The sequence below is a fragment of the Desulfovibrionales bacterium genome, from assembly GCA_028715605.1.
Taxonomy (GTDB): domain Bacteria; phylum Desulfobacterota; class QYQD01; order QYQD01; family QYQD01; genus QYQD01.
Genome location: JAQURM010000014.1, coordinates 1 through 24,772, shown reverse-complemented (window position 1 = coordinate 24,772; position 24,772 = coordinate 1). Strand labels below are relative to the sequence as shown.

23 protein-coding genes are annotated in these 24,772 nt (G+C 50.5%); 7 read left to right on the top strand and 16 right to left on the bottom strand.

Features of this window, described 5'->3' with window-relative positions; genetic code table 11:
- The first annotated feature begins 96 nt into the window (after nucleotides 1-96).
- From guaA to PHT49_10920, 4 genes are read left to right on the top strand one after another with little or no spacing between them, the layout of a single operon-like run.
- A complete protein-coding gene (gene guaA / locus PHT49_10935) occupies nucleotides 97-1,659 on the top strand; it encodes a glutamine-hydrolyzing GMP synthase (protein MDD5452397.1) in 1,563 nt (520 codons plus the stop codon).
- A gap of 17 nt (nucleotides 1,660-1,676) precedes the next feature.
- Nucleotides 1,677-5,159: a DNA polymerase III subunit alpha gene (gene dnaE / locus PHT49_10930; protein ID MDD5452396.1), complete on the top strand. Its 3,483-nt coding sequence runs from the start codon at nucleotides 1,677-1,679 to the stop codon at nucleotides 5,157-5,159.
- A 2-nt stretch (nucleotides 5,160-5,161) separates the two neighbouring features.
- The gene (gene scpB, locus PHT49_10925; protein MDD5452395.1) at nucleotides 5,162-5,755 is read left to right on the top strand and encodes an SMC-Scp complex subunit ScpB; all 594 of its coding nucleotides are present in this window, start codon (nucleotides 5,162-5,164) and stop codon (nucleotides 5,753-5,755) included.
- Nucleotides 5,756-5,784: 29 nt separating this feature from the next.
- Nucleotides 5,785-6,540 carry a pseudouridine synthase gene (locus PHT49_10920; GenBank protein ID MDD5452394.1) on the top strand — a complete coding sequence of 252 codons (756 nt, stop codon included), beginning with the start codon at nucleotides 5,785-5,787 and terminating at the stop codon, nucleotides 6,538-6,540.
- A gap of 93 nt (nucleotides 6,541-6,633) precedes the next feature.
- Here the strand turns inward: PHT49_10920 and PHT49_10915 are convergent, their stop codons facing one another.
- From PHT49_10915 to PHT49_10900, 4 genes are read right to left on the bottom strand one after another with little or no spacing between them, the layout of a single operon-like run.
- The gene (locus tag PHT49_10915) at nucleotides 6,634-9,762 is read right to left on the bottom strand and encodes an efflux RND transporter permease subunit (GenBank protein ID MDD5452393.1); all 3,129 of its coding nucleotides are present in this window, start codon (nucleotides 9,760-9,762) and stop codon (nucleotides 6,634-6,636) included.
- A 45-nt stretch (nucleotides 9,763-9,807) separates the two neighbouring features.
- A complete protein-coding gene (locus PHT49_10910) occupies nucleotides 9,808-10,953 on the bottom strand; it encodes an efflux RND transporter periplasmic adaptor subunit (protein MDD5452392.1) in 1,146 nt (381 codons plus the stop codon).
- A 38-nt stretch (nucleotides 10,954-10,991) separates the two neighbouring features.
- Nucleotides 10,992-12,455 carry an efflux transporter outer membrane subunit gene (locus PHT49_10905; GenBank protein MDD5452391.1) on the bottom strand — a complete coding sequence of 488 codons (1,464 nt, stop codon included), beginning with the start codon at nucleotides 12,453-12,455 and terminating at the stop codon, nucleotides 10,992-10,994.
- 1 nt (nucleotide 12,456) lies between these two features.
- Nucleotides 12,457-13,089, bottom strand: coding sequence for a CerR family C-terminal domain-containing protein (locus tag PHT49_10900; protein MDD5452390.1), 633 nt, complete (start codon nucleotides 13,087-13,089; stop codon nucleotides 12,457-12,459).
- 340 nt (nucleotides 13,090-13,429) lie between these two features.
- Here PHT49_10900 and PHT49_10895 point away from each other — a divergent pair, with 340 nt between their 5' ends.
- The 3 genes from PHT49_10895 to PHT49_10885 all read left to right on the top strand — a co-directional run bounded on the left by PHT49_10895 (nucleotide 13,430) and on the right by PHT49_10885 (nucleotide 17,687).
- Nucleotides 13,430-13,714: an integration host factor subunit beta gene (locus PHT49_10895; GenBank protein ID MDD5452389.1), complete on the top strand. Its 285-nt coding sequence runs from the start codon at nucleotides 13,430-13,432 to the stop codon at nucleotides 13,712-13,714.
- Between the two features lie 22 nt (nucleotides 13,715-13,736).
- Nucleotides 13,737-14,597, top strand: a complete 861-nt coding sequence (locus PHT49_10890; GenBank protein MDD5452388.1) for a site-2 protease family protein — start codon at nucleotides 13,737-13,739, stop codon at nucleotides 14,595-14,597.
- 219 nt (nucleotides 14,598-14,816) lie between these two features.
- A complete protein-coding gene (locus PHT49_10885; GenBank protein ID MDD5452387.1) occupies nucleotides 14,817-17,687 on the top strand; it encodes an OmpA family protein in 2,871 nt (956 codons plus the stop codon).
- Here the strand turns inward: PHT49_10885 and nadC are convergent.
- The 12 genes from nadC to PHT49_10825 all read right to left on the bottom strand — a co-directional run.
- Nucleotides 17,641-18,516 carry a carboxylating nicotinate-nucleotide diphosphorylase gene (gene nadC / locus PHT49_10880; protein MDD5452386.1) on the bottom strand — a complete coding sequence of 292 codons (876 nt, stop codon included), beginning with the start codon at nucleotides 18,514-18,516 and terminating at the stop codon, nucleotides 17,641-17,643. The genes PHT49_10885 and nadC overlap by 47 nt on opposite strands.
- 20 nt (nucleotides 18,517-18,536) lie before the next feature.
- Complete coding sequence (locus PHT49_10875) at nucleotides 18,537-19,313, bottom strand: MBL fold metallo-hydrolase (protein ID MDD5452385.1); 777 nt, start codon at nucleotides 19,311-19,313, stop codon at nucleotides 18,537-18,539.
- A gap of 251 nt (nucleotides 19,314-19,564) precedes the next feature.
- Nucleotides 19,565-20,113 carry a nucleotidyltransferase gene (locus tag PHT49_10870; protein ID MDD5452384.1) on the bottom strand — a complete coding sequence of 183 codons (549 nt, stop codon included), beginning with the start codon at nucleotides 20,111-20,113 and terminating at the stop codon, nucleotides 19,565-19,567.
- A gap of 88 nt (nucleotides 20,114-20,201) precedes the next feature.
- A complete protein-coding gene (locus PHT49_10865; GenBank protein ID MDD5452383.1) occupies nucleotides 20,202-20,549 on the bottom strand; it encodes a DUF3024 domain-containing protein in 348 nt (115 codons plus the stop codon).
- Nucleotides 20,550-20,664: 115 nt separating this feature from the next.
- Entirely contained in the window at nucleotides 20,665-20,898 is a 234-nt protein-coding gene (locus PHT49_10860) for a type II toxin-antitoxin system RelE/ParE family toxin (protein ID MDD5452382.1), read from the bottom strand.
- On the bottom strand, nucleotides 20,885-21,118 hold the full coding sequence (locus tag PHT49_10855; protein ID MDD5452381.1) for a ribbon-helix-helix protein, CopG family: 234 nt from the start codon (nucleotides 21,116-21,118) through the stop codon (nucleotides 20,885-20,887). Before PHT49_10855 ends, PHT49_10860 begins: the two co-directional genes overlap by 14 nt.
- Nucleotides 21,119-21,206: 88 nt before the next feature.
- Nucleotides 21,207-21,344, bottom strand: coding sequence for a hypothetical protein (locus tag PHT49_10850; GenBank protein ID MDD5452380.1), 138 nt, complete (start codon nucleotides 21,342-21,344; stop codon nucleotides 21,207-21,209).
- 63 nt (nucleotides 21,345-21,407) lie between these two features.
- A complete protein-coding gene (locus PHT49_10845; GenBank protein ID MDD5452379.1) occupies nucleotides 21,408-21,593 on the bottom strand; it encodes a hypothetical protein in 186 nt (61 codons plus the stop codon).
- Nucleotides 21,586-22,095 carry a hypothetical protein gene (locus tag PHT49_10840; GenBank protein ID MDD5452378.1) on the bottom strand — a complete coding sequence of 170 codons (510 nt, stop codon included), beginning with the start codon at nucleotides 22,093-22,095 and terminating at the stop codon, nucleotides 21,586-21,588. The genes PHT49_10845 and PHT49_10840 overlap by 8 nt, the downstream gene beginning before the upstream one ends.
- Before the next feature lie 72 nt (nucleotides 22,096-22,167).
- Nucleotides 22,168-22,344 carry a hypothetical protein gene (locus tag PHT49_10835; GenBank protein MDD5452377.1) on the bottom strand — a complete coding sequence of 59 codons (177 nt, stop codon included), beginning with the start codon at nucleotides 22,342-22,344 and terminating at the stop codon, nucleotides 22,168-22,170.
- Nucleotides 22,345-22,448: 104 nt separating this feature from the next.
- Nucleotides 22,449-24,107, bottom strand: a complete 1,659-nt coding sequence (locus PHT49_10830) for a putative DNA binding domain-containing protein (GenBank protein ID MDD5452376.1) — start codon at nucleotides 24,105-24,107, stop codon at nucleotides 22,449-22,451.
- 169 nt (nucleotides 24,108-24,276) lie between these two features.
- Nucleotides 24,277-24,772 (bottom strand): IS3 family transposase (locus tag PHT49_10825; protein ID MDD5452375.1); only part of this gene is annotated, 496 nt, incomplete at its 5' end.

Sequence of the window (24,772 nt, the reverse complement as noted above, 5' to 3'; positions counted from 1 at the left end):
AGTCTCTCCTCCTGCGGCGGATCGTAAACAGGTCGGCCGGAGACGGATGCTGTTTTACAAGGAAAAATGCAAAAGTAAAGTAAGGTTTACGCGAGCATGAAAAATAATATTCACGCCGAAAAAATACTGATCCTGGATTTTGGTTCGCAATATACCCAGCTTATTGCCAGGCGCATCCGCGAAAACAAGGTTTATTGCGAGATTCACCCCTTTAACCTGTCCTTAGCCGCAATCCGCGCCTTCCAGCCGAAGGGTATTATACTTTCCGGAGGACCGTCCTCGGTCTATGATAAAGGCGCCCCCATAAGCACACCGGAAATCTATAATCTTGGCGTACCGGTACTGGGCATCTGTTATGGTATGCAGCTTATGGCCCATCAATTCGGCGGAAAGGTGGCGCATGCCGCAAAGCGGGAATATGGCCATGCCGATCTCTTCATCGACGACGCCGGAGACCTGTTTTACGGCCTGGAACCGGGCCGGGAGAAGACCCACCCGGTGTGGATGAGCCACGGGGATAAGGTTAACCGCCTCCCGGCCGGATTCGCGCCTGTCGCCCACACGGCGCACTCCTCTATTGCCGCCCTGCGGCACAGGGAAAGGCCTCTATTTGGGGTGCAATTCCATCCCGAGGTGGCGCACACCTCCATCGGAAATCATGTCCTGAAAAACTTCATAATCCGCATCTGTAAGATCAGGCCGCGCTGGACCATGAAATCCTTCATTGAGAACACGGTGGAGGCCATTAGAGAAAAGGTCGGCCCGGATCGGGTTATTTGCGGCCTCAGCGGCGGTGTGGACTCTTCAGTGGTAGCCGTGCTCATACATAAGGCCATCGGCCCGCAGCTTACCTGTATCTTCGTAAATAACGGGATGCTCCGGAAGGGCGAGCCGGAAAGCGTCCGCAATCTCTTCACGCGGCATTATAATATTAAACTCGCCGATGTGGACGCCTCAGGGTATTTCCTTAAACAACTGAAAGGGGTCGTTGATCCTGAGGTCAAGAGGCGTATCATAGGTCACGGCTTTATACATATCTTCGAGAAGGAGGCCCGGCGCATAGGTAAGGTCAAGTACCTGGCCCAGGGCACCCTGTACCCGGATGTTATTGAAAGCGTCTCCTTTAAAGGCCCTTCCGCCGTAATCAAGACCCACCATAATGTGGGCGGCCTGCCGGAAATCATGAAGCTTGAACTCATTGAACCCCTCCGGGAACTATTCAAGGATGAAGTGCGCAAGGTCGGCCTGGAGCTGGGCATGCCCAAAGATATCGTCTATCGACAGCCGTTTCCCGGACCGGGGCTGGCCATCCGTATCCTTGGGGAGGTAACCGCAGAAAGGCTGGCTATCCTGCGGGAGGCCGATGCCATCGTCCTCGGAGAGGTGAAAAAGGCTGGTCTATACCGAAAGGTATGGCAGTCCTTTGCTGTCCTCTTACCTATCAAGACGGTGGGAGTTATGGGCGACCAGAGGACGTATGAGCATGTCATAGCCCTTCGGGTGGTGGACAGCCTCGATGCCATGACTGCTGATTGGAGCAAGATACCCTATAACCTGCTCAGCGCCATATCCAATCGCATCATTAATGAGGTAACGGGCGTAAACCGCGTAGTTTATGACATCTCTTCCAAGCCGCCCAGCACTATAGAATGGGAATAGGATAATACTACCGTATCATGGAACGTGCCAATTTTATCCATCTGCATGTCCATACCGAATACAGCCTCCTGGACGGTGCCATCCGCCTCAGGGATCTATTCCGCACGGCCAAAGAATACCGCATGCCGGCCATAGCCATGACCGACCACGGCAATATGTTCGGCGCCGTGGATTTTTATCAGATGGCCCGGCAAAACGATATAAAACCCATCATCGGCTGCGAGGTCTATGTAGCGCCCAAAAACCGTTCGGATAAAACCGCGCGGGGAAACGAAGAGACCGCCTTTCACCTGGTCCTCCTCACCCAGAACCAGGAGGGATACAAAAACCTCTGCCGGCTGGTAACCGCCGCATACTTCGAGGGCTTTTACTACAAGCCGCGCGTCGATAAAGAACTCCTGGAAAGATATAATGCCGGGCTTATCGCCCTTAGCTCCTGCCTGCATGGCGAGATCCCTTTTGCCCTCCTCCACGAAGGCGAAAAGGCCGCCATGGAAAAAACCGCTGCATACGCCCGCATCTTTCCGGATCGCTTTTACCTGGAACTCCAGGAAAACGGCATAGCCGAACAGAAGACGGTTAACAGCGGCCTCAAAGTGATCGCCGATCGCCTCTCCCTGCCCCTGGTAGCTACCAATGACTGCCACTACCTGCGCCGGGAAGACGCCCGCGTCCATGATGTCCTCCTCTGTGTGCAGACCGGAAAGACCGTGGGAGATCAGAACAGGATGAGATTCTCTACCGACCAGCTTTACCTGCGTTCACCGGCCGAGATGGAGTCGCTCTTTTCCGATACCCCGGAGGCCTTACAAAATACCGTAGAAATCGCCCGGCGTTGTAATCTGGAGCTCGAACTGGGGGAATATCATTTCCCCGTCTATCCTGTGCCGGAGGGAGAAACGCTCGACAGTAAACTGGCAGAGGAAGCCAAGGAGGGGCTTAAAGAACGGCTTGATGCTATAACCCGGAAGGAAGGGCCGGATGAAAAAAAAGAAGGGGTTTACCGGGAGAGACTGGCCTACGAACTGGACGTTATCCGGCAGATGGGTTTTTCCGGTTATTTTCTCATCGTATCCGATTTTATCAACTACGCCAAAAAGAAGGGCGTCCCGGTCGGGCCGGGACGCGGTTCGGCCGCCGGCAGCCTGGTGGCCTATGCCTTGCGTATTACGGACATTGACCCGTTGCCTTATGACCTCCTCTTTGAGCGCTTTCTGAACCTCGAAAGGCGCAGCATGCCGGATATTGATGTCGATTTCTGCAAGGATAGAAGGGAAGAAGTCCTGGAATACATATCGCAAAAATATGGAGGTAAGGACTATACGGCCCAGATTATAACCTTTGGCAAGATGCAGGCCCGGGCCGTGATACGGGATGTGGGGCGGGCCATGAGCATACCTTACGGCGAGGTGGACCGGATAGCCAAGCTGATTCCCAATCAACTGAATATAAGACTGGAAGAGGCCCTGGGAAAAGAGCCTCGGCTCAGGGAATTGGCGGAACAGGACCCCAGGGTGAAAGACTTGATTACGGTCTCCATGGCCCTGGAAGGATTGCCGCGGCACGCCTCTACCCACGCGGCGGGCGTGGTCATTTCAGACAGACCCATAGTGGAATATCTGCCGCTGTATCGGGGTCCCAAGGGTGAAGTCCTTACCCAATATCACATGAAGGCCGTGGACAAGATCGGCCTGGTTAAATTTGATCTCCTGGGTCTGAAAAACCTGACTATCATCCGTCATGCCCAGGAATTGATTCGAAAAGAATATAACGAGGCGTTGGATTTCGAGCAAATACCCCTGGATGATCAAAAGGCCTATGAACTACTTTCCCGCGGAGACACAACCGGCGTCTTCCAGCTTGAAAGCGCGGGGATGAAAGAATTGCTTATCAAGATGAAACCCCAGACCTTCACAGACCTCATCGCCTCCGTGGCCCTCTACCGCCCGGGCCCGCTGGAAAGCGGCATGGTCGATGACTTCGTAAAGGGCAAACACGGCCAGATTGAGGTAAGCTATCCCGTACCCCAGTTGGAAGAGATACTCAAAGAGACTTACGGGGTGATCGTCTATCAGGAACAGGTCATGCAGATCGCCGGCGCCCTGGCCAATTACTCCATGGGTGACGCCGATGTCCTGCGGGCGGCTATGGGGAAGAAGATACCCGAAATAATGGCCGCACAAAGGGAAAAGTTCGTCACCGGCGCCGTAAAAAACAGCGTCCCCAGGAAAAAGGCGGAAAAGCTGTTTGACCTCATGGAAAAATTCGGCGGTTATGGCTTCAATAAATCCCACAGCACGGCTTACGCCCTTATCGCTTACCAGACCGCCTATCTCAAGGCCCATTATCCCCTGCCCTTTATGGCCGCCCTGCTTACCAGCGACATGGACTCCACGGATAACGTGGTTAAACATATAGCAGAGTGTCGTGAACATGGGATTGAGATCCTGCCGCCGGACATCAATGAAAGCGACAGCGACTTCAGTGTAGTTAAAGGAAAGATTCGCTTTGGTCTGGCCGCCGTAAAGAATGTGGGGATGGGAGCCATTGACTCCATAATCGCCGCCCGGACCCAGGAAGGCCCGTTTACCTCTCTGGAAAACTTCTGCCTCAGGGTTGACCTGCGGCGGGTCAACCGCCGGGTGACGGAAAGCCTGATAAAGGCCGGGGCCTTTGATTATATGGGCGCCAGGCGTGCCCAGCTTTTTGCTGCCCTGGATGACGCGATAGGCTTGGCCCAAAGCAGGCAGCGTCAAAAGGAATCCAGTCAAATGTCTATATTTAGCGAAAAGACCCTTTCGGATACCGGTTCATCCATCACCCTGCCTATCATGGAAGAGTGGCCTCGAGATCAGTTGCTAAATTTTGAGAAGGAGGCGCTGGGTCTCTACATAAGTGAGCACCCCCTCAACGGATATACCCATGAGATGGAAAAGTTGGTTACGGCCAATACTGTTCAGGTCGCTGCCCTCCCGGAGGGTAAGGAAGTTACCCTGGCGGGCCTGGTCAGGAGCATAAAAGAGATAAGCACCAGAAATGGTGAACGGATGGCCTTCCTTTCTCTGGAAGACCTCCAGGGGGTGGTTGAAATAGTAGTTTTTGCGGATAGTTACCGCGACTGCCGGGATCTGCTTAAAAGCGATAAGCCCTTACTGGTAAAAGGTAAGATCGCCGGTGATGAAAGAGGGTCTAAGATAATAGCGTCTGAGATTCTCGGTCTCAGCCAGGCGCTGGAAAAAAGTGTCGCCGCATTGGATGTGCGGCTTTCCCTGGTGGGATTAACGCCGGAAAAGATCATAGGCTTAAAGAATATAGTCGAGGGGCACAAGGGCCATTGCCCATTGTTTCTCCATTTTAATCTCCCCGGCAAGGGCGAAGTGACCATAAGTCTCCCATCCGCGCTTAAGGTCGCTCCTTCTGCCGGGTTTATAAAGGAGATCGAGGCCTTTTTGGGCTATCCAGCCGTTCAAAACTCCCAGATTAACGGTGCATCCAGCTAGTTATGTCTGAACTAAAGCAAATTCTGGAGGCCTTGATATTCGTCTCCGAAACACCGCTCCGCCGGGATAAGATTATCGATGTCCTCCCGGAATACAAAAAGGAGGAGATAGGGGCGACCCTGATTCAACTCAAGGACGAATACGATGCCGAAGGCCGCAGTTTCGCCCTTTATGAGGTAGCCGAAGGCTTCCAGTTCAGGACAAGGCCTGAATACAGGGATTGGATTGCCCGCCTGAAAAAATCCGCTCCGGCGCGGCTCAGCCGCGAGGCCATGGAAACGCTGGCCATTATTGCCTACAAGCAACCCATATTGCGGTCTGAAATAGAAAGGATCCGCGGGGTAGATGTAAGCGGCGTCCTGAAATCGCTTCTGGAGAAAAAACTTATTCGCATCGTAGGACGCAACAAGGAATTAGCCGGGAAACCCCTTATCTACGGGACCACCCAAAGATTTTTAGAGGTATTTGATCTAAGGGATCTGTCCTCCCTTCCCAATCTTAAAGAAATCAAGGCCCTTACCCCCGATACTGTCGAGGGCAAAGAAAGGACTCCGGACCTCTTTGACCGGTCTGAGGGAACCGGCGCTGATAGCTGACGGCCAAACGCTGATAGCTGGAATGTTTTATGGAAGAAAGACTGCACAAGGCATTGGCCCGGATCGGGATCGCCTCGCGAAGACACGCCGAAGATCTCATCCGCCAGGGCAGAGTTACAGTAAATGGCCGCATAGTTACTGCCATGGGTATAAAGGTGGACACCGAAAAGGATATGATCCTCATCGATGACCGGCCATTACCGCCTCCGGCGCCTCTTATCTATGCCCTTTTAAATAAACCCAAAGGATTTGTGACCACGCTGCGGGATCCCCAAAAAAGGCCGATAGTTACCGACCTCTTGAAAGATATATCCGTCCGTGTCTGTCCGGTGGGAAGGCTGGATTACGACACCGAGGGCCTTCTATTGCTTACCAACGACGGGGACTTGTCCTTTAAACTCCAGCATCCGCGTTTTAAGGCGTACAAGACCTACGAAGCAGAGGTAAAAGGGAGACCCGCGAAGCAGGCTATTGATCGCCTGAGAAACGGAGTTATTATAGAAGGCCGTAAGACGCAGCCTGCCCTGGTTAAGTGCCTCCGGAAAGGAGAAGATTCATCTCTTTTGGAGATAACCATTCGGGAAGGCCGGAAAAGGCAGATAAAAAAGATGTGCGCGACCATCGGGCATCCCGTGCTTAATCTGCGCCGTACAGCCTTTGCCGATCTCAAATTGGGTCATCTGGCCCTTGGTCAGTACCGGCTTCTCAATACGGGAGAGGTCAGAAAACTCAAAAATTACGTAATGATGCAGCCACAAAGGCGCCAAGACGCAAAGAATGGATAAGAATAAAACTAAAAAATAATGCTCTCAGTTTGATGAACAGAAGCAGTGTCACACAAGAAGCCCATGACTGGTAAAATTGACTTTCTAGAAGATCTAGGAATCCGGGATTACACTATTTTTGTGGTTTTTCCCAATCCGGAATAATCTTCTCGTTCTTTCCTGAAGCTTTTCCATATAGATATAAACAACCGGTGTGATATAGAGCGTCAATAGCTGAGAGAGCAGCAGCCCGCCGACCACGGCCAGACCTAAAGGCCGCCTTGCTTCGGCTCCGGCGCCAAAGCCAAGCGCTATTGGAAGAGTTCCCATAAGCGCAGCCATGGTGGTCATCATGATTGGCCGGAAACGAAGGATGCAACCTTCGTAGATAGCCTGGGCCGGTGGCTTTCCCTCGCGTCGCTGAACAGCTAAGGCGAAATCGATCATCATGATGGCGTTTTTCTTCACGATTCCTATGAGCATTATGATCCCAACCCAGGCATAAATACTCAAATCTATTCGGAAGATAAGGAGCGTGACAAGAGCCCCTACACCAGCTGAAGGAATCCCTGAAAGGATCGTCAACGGATGAATAAAACTTTCATATAGTATCCCAAGGATTATGTAAATGACCAGGATGGCCATAACTAAGAGGATCCACATACCTCTTAAGGACGATTGAAATTCCTGCGCGGTTCCCTGGAAACTGGTGCTGAGGGTAGCGGGCAGGCGAAGGTCCCGGACCAGCTTCTGTATCCGGCTCACGCCGTCACCAAGAGCAACCCCCGGTTTAAGATTAAAGGAAATGGTCACAGAAGGTAGCTGGCCCGTGTGGTTGATGGTTAGCGGGCTAATAGTCCGCTTCAATCTGGCCACCGTATCACATGGCACAAGTTGGCCGGATGCCGAACGGATATAAAGCATGGAAAGGGAGTCTGGCGAAAGCTGGAATTGTGGCTGTACCTCCATAATAACCTGATACTGGTTGGTTGGTGTATAGATAGTAGAGATTTGTCTGGAGCCGTAGGCGTTATAAAGTGTGTTTTCAATCTGATCTGCCGTAATACTGCAAGCTTGTGCCTTATCACGATCGATATCCACAAACACCTGGGGACTTGCGATCTGTAAGTCACTATTCACATCCTGCAGTTCCGGAAGCTCACGCAATTTATTTTCAAGTAAGGGGGCCCACTGATATAGTTCCTTCATATCCGGGCCCTGAATAGTATACTGGTAGAGGCTCTTGGTCGTACGTCCCCCGATGCGGATCGAAGGGGGATTCTGGAGAAAGGCCCTGATCCCCGGAATCCTTGCCAATTTTGCCCGAAGCCGTTGGATTATTTCGTTGGCATCCACTTTTCGCTCGGACATCGGTTTTAGACGAAGGAAGAATCGTCCGGAATTGCCGGTCGGACTCATACTGCTCGCTCCAACACTAGACATAAAGCCGTCCACTGCAGGCTCTTGCCGGATCACGTCAGCAACCGCTTTCTGATGCCGAACCATGGAATCAAAAGAGATATCCTGAGCAGCTTCGGTAAACCCCCGTATCTGGCCGGTATCCACATCCGGCACGAATCCTTTGGGGACTATCATGAAGAGATATCCCGTGGCAAAGATAAGGAGAATGGATAGGATCAGAGTGGCCAGACCATGTTTTAGCACCCATTTAAGAGTAACATCGTAGGCGTTGAGCATGCCATTAAAAAAGCGTTCGGAAACAGCATAGAACTTGCCATGCTGTTCCGCGCCATGGGGCTTTAGAAAGCGGCTGCAAAGCATCGGAGAAAGAGTAAGCGAAACCACTCCTGACACCAAGATGGCTACTCCAATAGTCACAGCAAATTCGTGGAGCAATCGTCCCAGAACGCCTCCCATAAAGAGAAGCGGGATAAATACCGCGGCAAGTGAGATGGTCATGGACACAATGGTAAAAGCAATCTCTCTGGATCCATCAAGAGCGGCCTGAAGTTTCCCCTTGCCCATCTCCATATGCCGCACTATATTCTCGAGCATTACAATGGCATCATCTACCACGAAACCTACACAAAGAGTCAGCGCCATTAGAGACAGGTTATCCAGGCTGTAACCCAGAAGGTACATGACCGAGAAGGTGCCGATGATCGACATGGGGAGCGCCAGGCTCGGTATGATCGTAGCTGAGAGGTTCCTGAGGAAAAGGAAGATCACCAAAACCACAAGACAGATACTTAGATAAAGCGTAAATTTGACATCCGCAATCGATTCACCGATGGATTCGGAACGGTCATACAGGATATTGAGGTCGATGGAAGCAGGTATCTGAAGCCGGAAAGTGGGTATGAGCTTCTTGATGGCGTTTACTACCTCAACCGTGTTGGTCCCAGGCTGGCGCTGAATGGCCAGGACTATGGCGCGGCGGCTCTCGGATGCGGTATTGAACCAGTTGGCCACTTTATCGTTTTCAACGCTGTCAACGACCTTGCCCAGTTCCTGCAGCCGGACCGGAGCCCCATTGCGATAAGCTACTATAAGCGTGCGGTAGGATGCTGCATCTGTGAGTTGTCCCGTCGCTTGTATAGTAAGGGCCTGATGCTTCCCGTACAGTGTTCCGGTAGGGAGGTTAACGTTGCCCCTCATGACGGCCTTTTCCACTTCATCGAGCCCGATTCCTTTGGAAGATAGAGCGTTCGGGTCCACCTGAATACGAACCGCGTACTTCTGCGATCCATAAACCTGGACCTGAGCCACACCGCTTATCATGGATATACGCTGGGCCATTAATGTTTGGGCATACTCGTCTACAGTAGAAAGCGGCAGAACGGGCGAGCTCAATGCGAGGTAGAGGATCGGCTCGTCCGCGGGATTGACTTTCCGGAACGAGGGGGGGTTTGGCAAATCGGCCGGAAGAAGTCGCTGGGCCTTGGATATGGCAGTCTGGACATCCTGGGCCGCGGCATCAAGGTCCCGATCCAGAGAAAATTGAAGCGTGATCTGGGTATTTCCCAGGGCGCTGGTCGAGGTCATGGAATCGAGTCCGGCGATTGTGGAAAATTCGCGCTCGAGAGGAGTCGCAATGGAAGAGGCCATGGTTTCGGGGTTGGATCCAGGAAGAGTTGCTGAGACCTGAATCGTGGGAAAATCCACATTCGGCAGCTCACTTACCGGGAGAAGCCGGTAAGCAACAATACCGAATAATAAGACACCAAACATGACAAGCGTGGTCATGACCGGACGTCTTATGAATAGTTCGGGGATATTCATCAGGGATTATCCTTGACCTCTTTCGAAGTCACTATCCTTAGGGTTCTATTCAACACCCTTTACAAGTTTAACCTTTGCACCCGGGAAGAGTTTCACGTGGCCATCGGTCACTACCCGATCGTCTGGCCTGATTCCCTTATCTATCACCGCCTTATCTCCAAGCGTCCTTTCCACGACTACGGACCGAACCTCTGCAATAAGGTCAGGCCTGACTACGAAGACATATTGCCCTTGCTGCCCGGCCTGAACGGCATGGGAAGGAACTATCACTGCCGCATCCTGCTTTCCGAGCGTCAAGGTCACATTAACAAACTGTCCCGGCCATAAGCTCGTATCCCGATTGGGGAAGATGGCCTTGAGCTGGATGGTACCTGTTCCAGAGTCCACCGTGTTATCAATAGAGGCCAGCTCACCACGGAGAGGCCGGGCCTCCATGCCGGGAACTTCCGCCAGAACGTCAAGCTTTCGAGTTTTCATGTGCCGTTTCACCTCCGGGAGATTTCTTTCCGGGATGGAAAAAGCAAGGTATATTGGACTGGTCTGGTTTATCGTTACCATGGGACGATCGTTATCATTAGCCTTGATCAGGTTCCCTCGATGCACCTTAAGCTCTCCGGTATAACCGGTAATCGGAGACCGGATATAGCAATACCTAAGATCGAGCTTGGCGTTTTCAACTGCGGCCTTGTCCGCGAGCACACCGGCCTCAAGAGCTATAGCATCGGTACTTACCTGGTCATAATTTTCTTTCGATACATAACCCTTTTTGACAACAGACCCGTACCGTTCCACCTGCTTTTGGGCATTCTGCAATTCAGCCTGGTGTTTGGCCAGATTGGCTTCGGCCTGCTTGAGATGAGCCTCAAAGGGGGCGGGATCGATTGTAAAAAGCAGATCTCCACACTTTACTTCTTGACCCTCTTTGAAATGTACGGCTATCAATTCTCCGCCTACCTGGGCCTTTACTGAGACCGTCGAGAATGCCCTTACATTCCCTACCGCACGCAGCTCTATGGGGACGGATTTTTCTTCCGCAGCGGCAATGGTTACAGGCACTGGGGCTTTCCTCGGATCCTCAGCCCGTGCCTCTTTCGATCCATCCCGGGAGCAGCCTGTAAGAATGGCAAAAATGATCACGGCCATAAAAATAAGAGGAGTCCCGAGTTTTTGTTGTTTTATAATTGACCTCATCTTAGTTCCTCTTTTGAGTAATCCTTCATTTTCAGCCATCACCTTGGTATTTCCCATCCCCCGCCGAGAGACTTAAAGAGTGCTATCAGGTCTGTTGCAATTCGTTGATCACTTTGTGCAAGCTGATCTTCCGACTGGTACAATGATCGTTCGCTATCGAGTACGTTCAGGAAATTTACCAGACCCTTTGTGTAAAGCTCGTTGGCAATATCGGCAGCTTTGCGGCTAGAATCAACTGCTTCGGCCAGGGCACGGCGGCTCAATTGCTCTTTTGAGTATGCCACAAGTGCGTTCTCTACCTCCTCAAGCGAGTTGAGGATGGTCTTCTCATATCGAATTAGAGCCTGTTCTTGAAGTGCATTCTGGACCTCGATGTTGGCGCGTATCCGGCCGGCATTAAAGATAGGCCACCTTACAGTCGGTCCCAAAACCCAGTAGCCGCTTCCAGAACCGAAGAGATCAGTAAGATTTGTGCTTTGGAAGCCCGCCAGGCCCGTAAGAGAGAATCGCGGGAAGAGATCGGCAGTGGCAACTCCGATACGGGCAGTTGCAGACGCCAATTCCCGCTCCGCCCGCCTAATATCAGGGCGGCGGAGAAGCAGCTGCGAAGGCAGACCGACTGGCACCTCTGGTGGAGTCGTTGGAATGGGAGCCTCTTTTAAAAGCTCTGCCAACAGCGCACCGGGTTCCTGCCCAAGCAGCACTCCCAGACGGTGGATGGCTTGCCTTATAGAGCTTTCTAAGGCCGGTTCACGCGCCTCCGTATTTGCCAGTTGCCCTTCGGCCTGCGCAATATCCAGAGCACTTCCTATACCGGCTTCAAAGCGTCCATGCGTCAGCTCGACTACCTGACGTTGTGCCTGGATATTTTGCCTGGCTATAGCCAGACGGTGCTGATTGCCACGCACCTCCAGATAGTTTCTGGCGACTTCGGCAAGCAACGTAACCAGCACGTCACGGCGGTTTTCCTCTGAAGCGCCGACTTCGGCATCTGCCGCTTCGACTGCGCGCCGCACGCCGCCAAAAATATCGATCTCCCAACCGGCATCGAAGCCCGCCTGGTAAAGGTCGTGCTCAACCGGTGCACTGGTAGAATTTCCAGTATTCTGACTCTGCCGACTGTGTGAATAATCCGCAGTGGCATCGACTCCGGGGTATTCCGCGCCGGCTACGACTCTGCGAGCAGCACGCGCCCCCTGGATCCGGGCCTCAGCGAGCCGCAAATCCGTATTCGACCGAATTGCCCGGTCAATAAGGGAATTAAGTTCGGGGTCATTGAATATGGTCCACCACTGTGTAGCTTCCATGAGCGAGTCAGAAACCCGGGTTTTATCCGACTCACTCCAATTGGCGGGCATTTCAGGCTCTGGAGGGCGATAATTTGGACCGACCATGCAGCTCACGAGACTTATCATGAATACCAGGCCAATTAAGACATGACCTATTCCCAAGATGGACATCTTTTTGGCCTTACCGGCAATGGAGCAGGACGGAAAATTCATTTCATTCCTGGAAGCCTCTTATGGCCTGCACTGAAAAGCGGCAGATATGATCTGCCAGCCGCTCTATTTCTGCAGGGCCAAACTCTTGAGGATAAAGTCTTAACACAACGGACCGGGCATGGTGATAAAACAGACACTGCCCCATAACACTCATTACGCAAAGCTTTACTGATTCCTCATCGGCATGCTTACCGGTAAGGTCCAGCACTATGGAAGTGAGTCGTTCGTAAAGGGGCCTCATCACTTCTACTACTAATTGATCAAGTGCGCTTGTCGGCTCGGCTATTTCTCGAGCCATCAATCTTCCGTGCCAGGCGGGACGGCCCTTGTCCAGGAGCCGGAAGAGTAATGAGCGGATGAAAGCATGGAGACGCTGCTCGGGCGTAGAATTCTCATCCAAGCCAAAATCAGGGGGGTATTTTTCGATGGCAGACCTGAGCGTATGATGTAAGACTGCGGAATAGAGCCTTTTTTTATTCCCGAAATGATAATTGACTGCGGCAATGTTTGCATCTGCACGGCGAGAAATTTCACGTACGGTGGCGGCCCGAAATCCATGACTAGCAAATACCTCACCGGCAGCTTGGAGCAACCGGCTCCGAGTGTCCAGGCTTCTTTCCGCTATTTTGTTCATCTATCTTTTATACTCATTTTTAAAACAGATGTTTAAAATAGTTGTTGGATTGTGTCAAGAGATTATTTGGTGCCCAGGAAACTGCACTACTCTCCTGCTTCCGTGAATACAGGAGAATGGCGGAAGGGGGGCGCAGGAAGGACATACGGTCAGGTCACATCTTTATATGTCATTAACTCTTGGCCAAAATTAGAAGTCATGTAGAAATGTTACATATCTTAATGCCTTAGCGTCTTTGTGGCGATGGTTTTTCACGAAACCGCCAAATTATTCTTTACAAGCTTATACAAGCTTTGGTATATGTATTACCTAAGCTAAGACAGGTAGTGAGGATAGTGCCATGAACAAGTCAGATTTAGTAGCGGCCCTGAGCAAAGAGACTGCCCTGACCAAGCAGGTAGCCGAAGAAGTAATTGACACTGTCTTTGAGGCCATGAGTCAGGCGTTGGTGGCCGGCGAGGGTATTGAGATAAGGGGACTGGGTAGTTTTGTAGTAAAGGACTACAAACCCTACACAGGCCGTAACCCCAAAACAGGCCGGAATATCGACGTATCTGCCAAAAAACTTCCATTCTTTAAGGCGGGTAAGGAATTAAAAGAACGGGTCAATTCCAAAAAGCCATAAATCATTGCATTGTTATCCTGGCGTGACGCTAAAGCTTAAGCCTAAGGGTTCATCCATCGCAGTCAACATACTTCTCTTTTTGCTGACGGTCATTTCAACCACGGTGGCCGGGGCCCTCCAGCAGGGAGTCTCCTTAGCCGCCCTGCTTAAAGACTGGACCCTGTTAACCAAAGGAATTCCCTTTTCCTTTACCCTCCTGGCCATACTCATAACCCACGAGATGAGTCACTATTTCGTCTCCCGATACCACGGCGTACAGGTTACCCTGCCTTTTTTCATCCCTGCCCCATCGGTAATCGGCACCTTCGGGGCCTTTATCCGGATAAAATCACCCATGGAAAACCGAAGGGCGCTCCTGGATATCGGCCTCTCCGGACCACTGGGAGGAGCCGTCGTAGCCATCCCGGTGCTCTATATCGGGCTTAAGATGTCCACTATCCAGGTAATGCCTAAACCCACCGGCGTGGAACTTGGTTCTTCCATCCTCCTTGACCAGATGGTCCGGCTCGCGCTGGGCAAGCTGCCTGACTATTATCAGGTCGTTCTCCACCCGGTAGCCTTTGCCGGCTGGATCGGGCTCTTGGTGACCTCTCTTAACCTCATCCCCGTCGGCCAACTCGACGGCGGACATATCGCCTACGCCATCCTGGGAGAAAAATCAAAGAGGCTCGCCATTGGCTGTTTTATTGCCCTTATAATTCTTGGCCTGGTGGGCTGGTCCGGCTGGTTTATATGGGCGGGGCTGCTCTACGTTATGGGCTGGCAGCATCCCCCGCCGCTTAATCCCGCCATTCCACTGGACACAAAACGAAAGTGGCTTGGGGTACTGGCCTTGATCCTTTTTGTGGTGACCTTTACTCCGACACCGTTCAGCGGGTTTTAAGTCCGGGAACTACCGTTTCCGGCCCACGGTCGGCCTAAGGCCGGATTCACGCTATCAGCTATCAGCATGTTTGTTATACGTTAACCGTCAACCGTTGTCCGACATTTTCTTTCGGTAAACGGTCAACAGTGAACGGTGAACCGGCTTCATGCTGACTGCTCCATCCGCAAGACCGGGATTTCCGGATGGAAACTAAATATAATTCATGGGGGGGACACGATGAAAAAGGTAATGATCTTCTTTTGCTCAATAGTCATCGGCATTTTTTATTTTTGTAACTGTTATGCTGAGGAAGGCTTTCAGGTCCTGGCCCCGGCCCGCGCCGTTAAGCTGTCTTATCAGGTTATAGGCGAAAACAAGGTGCTGGTTTCGGCCCTGGATGCTGAAGATAATCCTGTTGAGGGACTGAATGCCGAAGATTTTGTAGTGCAAAGGGGGCGAAAAAAAGCCAGGATATTATCGGCGGAGCCCCTTGAAACCAGAAAGGATGTAGGACTGAACGTGGTTCTGGTTGTAGATAATTCCTTTTCCATGAAAGAGCGCCATGCCGTGCAGCCGCTCCTCTCGGCCCTGGAAGAATTCCTCAGGATAGCGCGGCCCATCGACGATATTCAGGTGGTGGTCTTTGATGACGCGCATACCATAAGGGTCAAAGAACGCAACCTGCACGTCAAGACCTTTCGTTCCAACGATGTCTCAAGGCTCAGGAACTTTTTCCGGGAAAGCTTTGATCGCGGATTAACCAATCAGACCTTCCTCTACGAAGGCATGGCGGCCGGGCTGGATTTAATCCAAAAGATGCCGGAAAAGGGCAATAAGTTTCTCGTGGTCTTCTCGGATGGCGAGGATCTCAACAGCATCCTGGACCGTAAGGCGGTGGAGGCCGCGGCCAGGGGGGTAGTGAATCTCGCGGCCTATTCCATAGACTATATGCCGGTGACGGCTCCGGACCCCTTCCTTAAATCGTTTGCCGAGGCCCACGGAGGCAAGATATGGAAGGCTGTTTCCGCCACTGAACTTCTGCCCATTTTCCAGTCCTTTTCTACGACCCTGTTTCATCGCTACGTAGTTACGTATCGTTTTCTCAATCCTCCGCAGGGAACCTTGTCCCTGGAGCCTGCGGATTTAAATTTTGACATGTTTACCATGACCGACGGCTCGCCGGTATTGAATCATGTATTCTTTGAGGCCGGCAAAAGTGAGATTCCCGGAAAGTATGTCCTGCTGAAGGACAGGACGCAGACGCAGACCTTCGATGAAAAGACCCTGAAATCTGCGCCGGAGCGGTATTACCACCTGCTCAATATCGTGGGCAGACGCCTGACCCAAACTCCTATGGCCCGGGTACGTATCGTAGGCTGTAACTCAGACACCGGTGTAGAGAAGAATAACCTTGATCTTTCGAGCCGCCGGGCCGAGGCGGTAAGGACCTATCTTTATAATGTCTGGGGGGTGGATCCCCTGCGCATGAAGGTGGAGACCCGCAATCTGCCGGCGCAGGCCACGGCTATGGATGTATTAGGCGGACGGGCGGAAAATCAGCGGGTAGAAATTATATACGATCTGCCGACTATGCAGGCGGACGCGGTAAATGAATTTATAGTCAGGACGAGGGGCATAGATGAGATAAAAATCCGGCCGCAGATAGCGGCCGAATATGGCATTGCCGATTGGGAACTCACCCTCCTCGGCGATAATGAACCTATAAAGACCATAAGGGGCACAGGTGACCTAAAACCGTTATATACGTTTCCTCTGGACGAACTGGGCCGGGCAAAGCTGGCTGCTTTCGGTAACCTTGAGTCCCGTATCAAAGTAACCGACGTCTATGGTGATACCCATGAAACCACCGCGGGTCCTTGTCCGGTCCGGGTTTCCAGGGAAAAAGTGATACATGAGCTTGTGCCCCCGCCTTATGGATCGCTGAACACGGAGCCGGATAAGATAACCATCGAGGAAGTAACCACGGTCGACAGCTCTCCATTGCTTAATTATGTATATTTTGAGACAGGCGAAGGTGTAATCCCCGGGCGGTATGTCCTTTTCACAGATAAGGCAGGGACCGGGGCCTTTAAAGAGAGTGAATTGGAAGGCACGATGGATAAGTATCATCATATCCTGAATGTCATAGGGAAACGCATGACCGGGCATCCGGAGGCCCGTATAAAAATTGTCGGCTGTAACGCGCATTATGGCGTGGAGCGGGGTAAACTTAACCTCTCCCGGCAGAGGGCCGGGGCCGTACAGTCTTATTTAAAGGATATATGGGGCATAGACCCAACCCGGATGGATATTGAGACCCGCAGTCTGCCGGCCATGGCCAGTACCAACCGGGTAAACGAGGGGAGGGCCGAAAACCAGCGCGCAGAGATATATTCTGATTCCCCGGCCATAGCTGACACCATAAAAAGCACATATATGGAGGCGGTGAGCGACGCCAAAGATATCCGACTCTTACCACAGATCCAGGCCGGGTATGGCGTAGCGCATTGGGATATAGAGATAATGGGTGATGACGCCGTAATCCGGTCTGTAGATGGCGAGGGAGAACCTGCGCCGGCCTACGCCTTCGATCTGAAAGACCTTGATCTCCGCAAGATCGGCGCCTACAAAAATCTCAGCGTTCGCATGGAGGTCATAGACGAAAAAGGGCAGAGCTACAAGACCGTTTCCGCGCCTTCTTCTGTTACGTTCATAAGGCGCGAGGAACAGGTTGCCCAGAAGACGGGCCATAAGGTGCTGGAAAAATATGCGCTTATACTCTTTGACTTTGATCGCGCGGATATAAAGGAACAGAATAAGGCCGTCCTGAATCAGATAATCGGAAGGATAAAACAACTCCCGGCTGCCGGGGTGAAGATCGTCGGCCATACGGATATTATAGGCAAAGAAGATTACAACCTGAGGCTGTCAGAGAGGCGGGCCAGGGCTGTTTACGATCAGATACTGGCCGGAGGGATTACGGCAGATGATAGAATCACCTATGCGGGCGTAGGCCCCCATGATCCCCTTTATGATAACGGCCGGCCGGAGGGCCGGGCCCTCAACCGGACGGTGACTGTTTACCTGGAGTATGAGGTAAGAGAATAGACAGCCTCATGCTTATATCGCAGGCCGGAGCCGAGTGGGTAAGTGCCCCGATGGAGATTAAGTCCACACCGGTCTCTGCTATTTCCCGCACGTTCTTTAAATTTACCCCGCCGGAGGCTTCAAGGATGGCCTTTCCTCCGGCCAGGGCCACGGCCTCTTTCAGGGTCGGGATGTCCATGTTGTCCAGGAGAATAGCCCCGGCCTCGGCTTTCAGGGCCTCCTTAAGCTGGTCTATGCTGCTGACTTCTATCTCAACTTTTGCTACATGCGGGGCATAGTCCTTGGCCCGCCGGATTGCCCCGGCCAGTGAGTTAACGGCGGATAGATGATTATCTTTGATTAAAATGGCGTCATAGAGGCCAAAACGGTGATTATGGCCGCCTCCCATCCGGACGGCGTACTTTTCCAGAAGGCGCAGGCCGGGGGTGGTCTTCCGGGTGTCTAATATCTTAACCGGCAACCCGGCCACGGCCTCAACGAATTTATGGGTGTGGGTGGCGATACCCGAAAGATGCTGCAAGAAATTAAGGGCTACCCTCTCGCCTCTGAGTAAATCAGCGACCGGCCCGTAAACCTCGGCCAGTACTTCCCCGGACGCAACGCGCCCCCCGTCTTTGAGGAGGGCTTTAAATTCAATAACGGGATTCAGCGTACGAAAGACCTGCCCGGCGACTTCAAGCCCGGCGACCAGGAAGTCCTGTTTGGCTACGATGGTGGCCTGTCCCTGGAGTTCAGGATCGATCAGGGCCTCCGTGGTCAGATCCCCCGTCCCAATATCCTCAGCCAGGGCCTGTTCGATAAGAAATTTTACCGATGTAGATATATCCATAGACATCATCCTTATAACGGTTAGCTTATCTCCACCAACTTCCCTATCCGATCCTGCCAGGATAGCGAAAGACCGGTGGTAGCCGAAGACTGTTTAAGGAAATTTTTGACGGTTTGATAGGCCTTCTCCGGGTGATTATTCACCTGGCTCAAATGGGCCAGTACTATGTGCTGCAATCCGGGATGGAGTATCTCTTCCAGTAACTGGCAGGTCTGATAATTTGATAAATGGCCTAATCGTCCCTTTATTCTCTGTTTCAGATGCCACGGATAAGGACCGTATTCCAGCATCTCCGGGTCATGATTGGCCTCCATAATCAAAGCATGGCATCCCTTTAGTTCATTAGAAGCAAGGTGTGTAACCATCCCCATGTCCGTGGAGATGCCCAGCTTAACCCGGGCGTTACTGACGCAAAGGCCGATCGGATCAGCGGCATCATGAGGGATAGAAAAGGGGTGAACGGTAATACTATCGATAGTGAAAGAGCGGCCGCTTTCGACAGTGCATACCTCTTTTATACGGCCCAGATATCTGGCCGCCGCCCGATAGGTAGCAGATGTCATATAAACGGGCAGGGCAAAACGGCGCGAGATAACACCGACCCCGCGGATATGATCATTATGTTCATGGGTGACTATGACACCGCTCAGAGAATCCGGAGAAACCCCGATAGCATTTAAGCGCCTCGTGATTTCCGTTGCGCTTAATCCCGCATCGACCAGGAAGCGCGCCCCCTGAGATTCCAGATACGTACAATTTCCCTTACTGCCACTGGCCAGTACACAAAATCGGATCACCTCCGACCTCCGCCGAATCCCATACGTCCCCTGCCCCCTATAACTTCATAACCCGGTCTGACATGGGGCGGAAGGGCTTAGGAGTATGGTTGACAAACTCGTTGTAATTGTTAAGAAATGCTAACCACCTATCTAGGTCAACCCGGCCATCGATCAATAAGGGATTACGTCGGCTGGAAGCCAACCGATGCATATCTTCCCTTAGCGTGGACGACTTGGCGAGCTTTAGCAACTCCTGTCTCTCTTCTTGCTCAAGTGCCACAGTATCTTCTCCTTAACTCTTGTCCCATCTCCTCCAGACCAAACAAGGCAAAATACTCCTCAATAATTGACCAGTCTAACTCCGCCTTGTGTAAAGCCATTATTCCCTCAATATCAGCAAGATCGCTCGTCCATCTTGAATTGTCATTTACCATGGCCTGTACTTTTAATCCAACCAAATCTTCGGGTATTAAGACCCTTATAGTCAGCTTTCCGCCGCATATCTTTTTCTCTTCAGACCGTTCGAGCATCCGCCGCGATGCCGAACGGAAGGCATGAAGGAAGTCCACCTCGCCAAAGATATTTAGGGGTGATGCATATTGAGAGACGTTTTCTGTGTGATGGAGACGTTGATACGTCAAGTCAGACATAATCCTGTGGGCCTTCTCCAGGTCATCCCTGTCGATTAAGAAATCCACATCCACTGTGGCGCGGTGAACGCCCCAGATACCGAGGGCAAACCCACCCATCAAGGCATAGCGAATACCGGCTTTTTCAAATGCCGTCAAAACCTTTTCTAAAACCGTTTCAAAATCCATATACCCCTTACAGCCTCTGTAACTCCTGCAACATTTTTATTTAAAACGTGCACTGGAATGTCCCGCCTCTCCGTCTTTGCATTCTTCTCTAACCCCAGAAAATCCCTGTAGGGTCCTCATCTATTTTAGCTAATATTTTGTCTATATTTTTTGTTGGTTCCATACCCCGATATTCCCGCCATCTTTCATTCCGGTCAGGATAATAAAGCCTCCACTTGTCGCTCTTTTCATCATACCGGAATTGCGCGATCTTCATGGATGTCCATTCCTTAATACCTTCGTGCCACGGCGCCCGATTTTCAAAGATAGTGACACTGTTGCCCCTTATTCTGAAGGAAAGATTTACCTGGTGCAGCACATGGGGTGGAACCGTTTTTTTGCAGAACCCATCTACTTTTTTGTCGACAAGGTTTCTTACCAAGACCGGCAGCGGCATATCAAACCTCCTGATACTATGCTCGTTATCAATCCCCGCGATATCACCCACAGTATCCTCTTACTACTGACGTCCCTGAAGTCTATCCCAGGCATCGATATACATCCCGTCTGTGTCACACTTTCACAATCCAAATAGTAAGATTATTGTCCTGGATGGAGTAAACAATACGATATCTTCCTTGCCGAATCCGGTATCGTTCCTGCCCGGAAAGCTTCTCGCAGCCGGAGGGCCTTGGGTCATGAACAAGTGACCGGATACGGTCAATTATGCGCCTGAGGTCTTTCTTTGGAATGCCGTCAAGGTCTTTCGCGACGGAATGCCGCAGAAAAATGTTATATCCGGCCATGCTTCTTAAGGTCTTTCAGCAGGTCTTCGAAGGCAACCAGCGGCTCGCCTGCCCGCTCTTCAAAGGCAGCGAGGTCTTCTGCATCCTCTGCCAGGGAAAGGCGCACGGCACGGTTGACCAGCTCGGACATAGACCGGGATGTCTCCGCCGCCTTCAGACGCAAGGCCTTGTGCAACATAGGGTCCAAATAAATCGTCGCCCTTTTTGTCAATGCAGACATCATGCCCCTCCATGTTTTTGAGCAACATTATAACGCTATGGTGATATAACGTCAAGACGCTATCGATTCTGTTCCCAACATCTGTAAATCACGGCAGACATGAAATGCCCATTGTTCTAAAAGTGATAATTTTCAAGAATGTCCCGTCCCTTTCCCCTGATATATCCGTGACGGCCCTAATGGCCTCTATCTGGTATTCCTGGTTGCCCTCGAAGTGGAGTTTCATGTAAATACCCCTACCCTTTTTCTATGAGGACATATTCCTGCTATCCACGAGTGAGTCTATCTATTAAAGGGTTGCGGTCTTTTTTTCTGCGCGCATACGTTCCCTGATCTTCTTGGCCTTATCAGGCATGGCATAATAGAAGAACTCCATCTGTGTCTCAAGCCACTTAATCTTTTGAAGAGCCGGCCGTTTCCGGTACTCTTCTATCTGCTCTATCGTCCTATAATATAACAGTGGCTTTTTATTCATCGCCCCACTCCTTTTCTATTTTTCTAAGATAATAGACATCGGCAATATCCTGTGGTCTGCCGACTTTCTTCTTCATCTCAATAAGCCGTTTTATAGGCACAAGTGGAATCCTTACATTTCCGGCCTTGATATTTTTCCGTTCTTCATAGACCTTATCAAAGTCAAACGGCTCCTCTACAAATACATCCAATAGGAAATAAGGATTCTGAGGGTCATAAACGCTGAAAACCTTCATCCCCTTTTCACGAACCCATTTGTCCCTCATCTCCTTACTGCACAGATCTTCAAGTTTCACCGGAATTTTGGGCTTGAAGCCTAACCCCTTCATGACCTCCACAAACTTTTCAAGATTATGTCGCTCCAGATGAACAACGATATCTATATCGCCTGTGGCACGCTCAATCCCATAAAGATTGACAGCCACTCCACCGGCGACGAGATAGCGAATCTTCTTATTGTTCAGGGTTGAAAACAGTTTAAGGAAGTTTAATTTATCGCTCATATCGTCTTAAAATCCATCCCTTCCACGAACGTTTCAATACTGGTCATTGCTTCCAGGATATCTTTTTGGTTTTCATTTTAAATTATCCTCCTTAGCCGGAAAGAATTTTATGGTCATCTCCCCTCTTCCCACCTGTCGATGTTGAGTTATTGCGTTACTTAAGCGCGTCCCGCTTTCCCCTGATATATCCGTGATGGCCCTAATGGCCTCTATCTGGTATTCCTGGTTGCTGTCGAAGTGGAGTTTCATAAATTATATCTTCAGCCTTTTTGTAAGAGTCTTTATCTATTTGATTTTAAATAATATTTCAGTAAACTCTCTTAAAACTCTCTTAAAACTCTCTTAAAACTCTCTTAAATAAGAGACCAGTCAGAATAACCGTTGTTCCGAATCGTTCCATTCATTCTTAAAATTGACAGCAAATTGCCAATCTTATTTTTCTTTTGAGCCTCAGTTAAAACATCAGGCAATTTGTCCCAGAGTAGCTTCTCAATATTTTTTCTGGGAGATTTTCCAAATTTATTTAAATACTCGATAATTAATTTTTTGTAGTATTCATCATCCAGTCCCCGCTGCTTGATGTAGTGGGCCTTTAGCTCCTCGTTGGAAACAGAGGCAGTTACTTTGGCGGAAATAAAATAATTGGGTTTTCTCCCTTCTATCAATCCAAGGTCTTTAAGGTTCTTAAGTTCTTCGTTTGTCAGCTTTTTTTTCTTCTGTACTTTGTCCAATTCAATAATTTGTTCTAACGAAAGTTTAGGATTTCGGGCCAATACCCTCGCAAAGTCCATATCCAAAACCTTGCCGATTACTGTTACCTTTACTCTCCCGCCGGACAAGTCATATTCAGGCATTGGGAAAAAACGTTCCCGCTGGTAATTAAACATTTTTCTTATGCCACCGCCTGCCGTGTCAACCATCTTCAAATTGAACATGGCCGTTGCAAGAAATTTGTTGCGGTAGTGCTCTTCCGGCGCATTTTCTTTGACCACTTTTTCTACAGAGCCTGGGATAAAACTGCCGAGATTTGTAAATATCAACTGGTCTTCCATTTCGACCACATTAATACGGCCTCCCTTGGTGTAGTCCTGATGTGCGATACAATTGTTTATAGCCTCGCGGATTACAAATGGTTCATACTGGTCAACTTCATCAGGGAAAAGTGTGCCGTCTTTGATATAGCGGTATTTCAGATTGCGGATTTTTGTATATATCTTGTCAACCGCCAGCAACAGCGGACAGCTTTCAATGTGATAGTCCTTATCATTTCCTTTAGCATCTTTAAGCAGCCAGCGTATTTTTGCTTCAGCCGGACTGACAAAATGCTCCGATTCCGATTTCCCTAACAGGATTATCGCTGCACGGGTAATCTTGCCTTTAATGGTTAATTTGGCTTTATTCAGGGAAGTGATGTCGTCCCACTGATCTACATCCTTTGCTTGCTCAGGAAACTTATTCTTGAAGTTTTCCCGTGCTGTTGCAATGGCCTCCGGGTCAAGGTCTTCTATGGTCGCGCCATGCACAATGGCTGCGCTCCAATCTTCTGTAACTGCCTGCGCCCTGATTCGTTCGATCTCCTCCAGATTCAAGGGTGACAATTCTTCTCCGTCACGCCCGTAATAATGCCCGTCAAATGTAATGGGTATTCCTTTGGGAGCCGCCGGTACTTGTAACATAAGTACCCGGCCTTCCGGCAAATGCAGTTCATAGATTTCGATAAAAGTGATACGATTAGTAGTTTTATTGGCTACCTCGCCTTTAAGGCTGTCGAGGTCTTTGCGGTTTGAGCGGAATCGGCTGCCGACTATCGTCCTGCCCTTGTCTTTGATACCGAAAATCAGCCATGCGTATGGTTTGCCCTTAAGATTTGCCTCATTTGACAAGGCCGAAAAATATTTGCCCAGTTTGCCGAAGCCAAAATCATTCTTCGCCTCTTTAAATTCAAACACCTCTGTTTCAGAGGGCAGCCTGCGGAGTTCGTTCAGTTTATCTTGCAATTCCTTTTCGTTCATATCGTCTTAAAATCCATCCCTTCCACGAAAGTTTTAATAGAAGAATTTTATTCATCTCCCCTCTTCCCGCCTGTCGATGTTGAGTTATTGCATTACTTAAGGGCGTCCCGGAGCACTTCTTAACCCCATAACTCTTTGGGGTGTACTGTCAATAGTGGACAGGGCCACTTTAGGCAGCTCTCCTTTTAATAAAATATTTCTGTGCGAATACAGCCGGAGCAACGTTGCCTATAGCTGAGTGTCTCCGGATACGGTTGTAAAATATTTCAATGTATTCTTTGATCGCTGCTTCAGCCTCCATTCGTGTTGCAAACTTGCGCTGATACACCAACTCCATTTTTAAGGTACTCCATAGACTTTCAGTCGGGGCATTGTCATAGCAGTTGCCGCGACGTGACATAGAAGGACGCATTCCGGCAGCCTTTACCATTTCCTGGTAATCTGCCGAGCAATACTGGCTTCCCCGGTCAGTATGCATAATACATCCTGGGAGAGGTCGACGATATTTGAGGGCCTTTCTAAGCGCATCCAGAACCAGGCCTTTTGTCATCCTGGGGCCCATGGCCTGCCCAACGGCCTCCTTTGTGTGAAAGTCTTTTACTGAAGCCAGATACAGCCAGCCCTCATCGGTTGAGATATAGGTAATATCAGCACCCCAGACCTCT

Coding starts and splice junctions, on each gene's coding strand:
- PHT49_10920 (MDD5452394.1), top strand. CDS start 5,785: ATGGAAGAAAGACTGCACAAGGCATTGGCCCGGATCGGGATCGCCTCG.
- PHT49_10895 (MDD5452389.1), top strand. CDS start 13,430: ATGAACAAGTCAGATTTAGTAGCGGCCCTGAGCAAAGAGACTGCCCTG.
- dnaE (MDD5452396.1), top strand. CDS start 1,677: ATGGAACGTGCCAATTTTATCCATCTGCATGTCCATACCGAATACAGC.
- PHT49_10905 (MDD5452391.1), bottom strand. CDS start 12,455: ATGAATTTTCCGTCCTGCTCCATTGCCGGTAAGGCCAAAAAGATGTCC.
- PHT49_10850 (MDD5452380.1), bottom strand. CDS start 21,344: ATGAAACTCCACTTCGAGGGCAACCAGGAATACCAGATAGAGGCCATT.
- scpB (MDD5452395.1), top strand. CDS start 5,162: ATGTCTGAACTAAAGCAAATTCTGGAGGCCTTGATATTCGTCTCCGAA.
- PHT49_10840 (MDD5452378.1), bottom strand. CDS start 22,095: ATGAGCGATAAATTAAACTTCCTTAAACTGTTTTCAACCCTGAACAAT.
- PHT49_10910 (MDD5452392.1), bottom strand. CDS start 10,953: ATGAGGTCAATTATAAAACAACAAAAACTCGGGACTCCTCTTATTTTT.
- PHT49_10830 (MDD5452376.1), bottom strand. CDS start 24,107: ATGAACGAAAAGGAATTGCAAGATAAACTGAACGAACTCCGCAGGCTG.
- PHT49_10855 (MDD5452381.1), bottom strand. CDS start 21,118: ATGTCTGCATTGACAAAAAGGGCGACGATTTATTTGGACCCTATGTTG.
- PHT49_10845 (MDD5452379.1), bottom strand. CDS start 21,593: ATGAATAAAAAGCCACTGTTATATTATAGGACGATAGAGCAGATAGAA.
- PHT49_10835 (MDD5452377.1), bottom strand. CDS start 22,344: ATGAAACTCCACTTCGACAGCAACCAGGAATACCAGATAGAGGCCATT.
- PHT49_10900 (MDD5452390.1), bottom strand. CDS start 13,089: ATGAACAAAATAGCGGAAAGAAGCCTGGACACTCGGAGCCGGTTGCTC.
- PHT49_10865 (MDD5452383.1), bottom strand. CDS start 20,549: ATGCCGCTGCCGGTCTTGGTAAGAAACCTTGTCGACAAAAAAGTAGAT.
- guaA (MDD5452397.1), top strand. CDS start 97: ATGAAAAATAATATTCACGCCGAAAAAATACTGATCCTGGATTTTGGT.
- nadC (MDD5452386.1), bottom strand. CDS start 18,516: ATGGATATATCTACATCGGTAAAATTTCTTATCGAACAGGCCCTGGCT.
- PHT49_10860 (MDD5452382.1), bottom strand. CDS start 20,898: ATGGCCGGATATAACATTTTTCTGCGGCATTCCGTCGCGAAAGACCTT.
- PHT49_10915 (MDD5452393.1), bottom strand. CDS start 9,762: ATGAATATCCCCGAACTATTCATAAGACGTCCGGTCATGACCACGCTT.
- PHT49_10885 (MDD5452387.1), top strand. CDS start 14,817: ATGAAAAAGGTAATGATCTTCTTTTGCTCAATAGTCATCGGCATTTTT.
- PHT49_10870 (MDD5452384.1), bottom strand. CDS start 20,113: ATGGATTTTGAAACGGTTTTAGAAAAGGTTTTGACGGCATTTGAAAAA.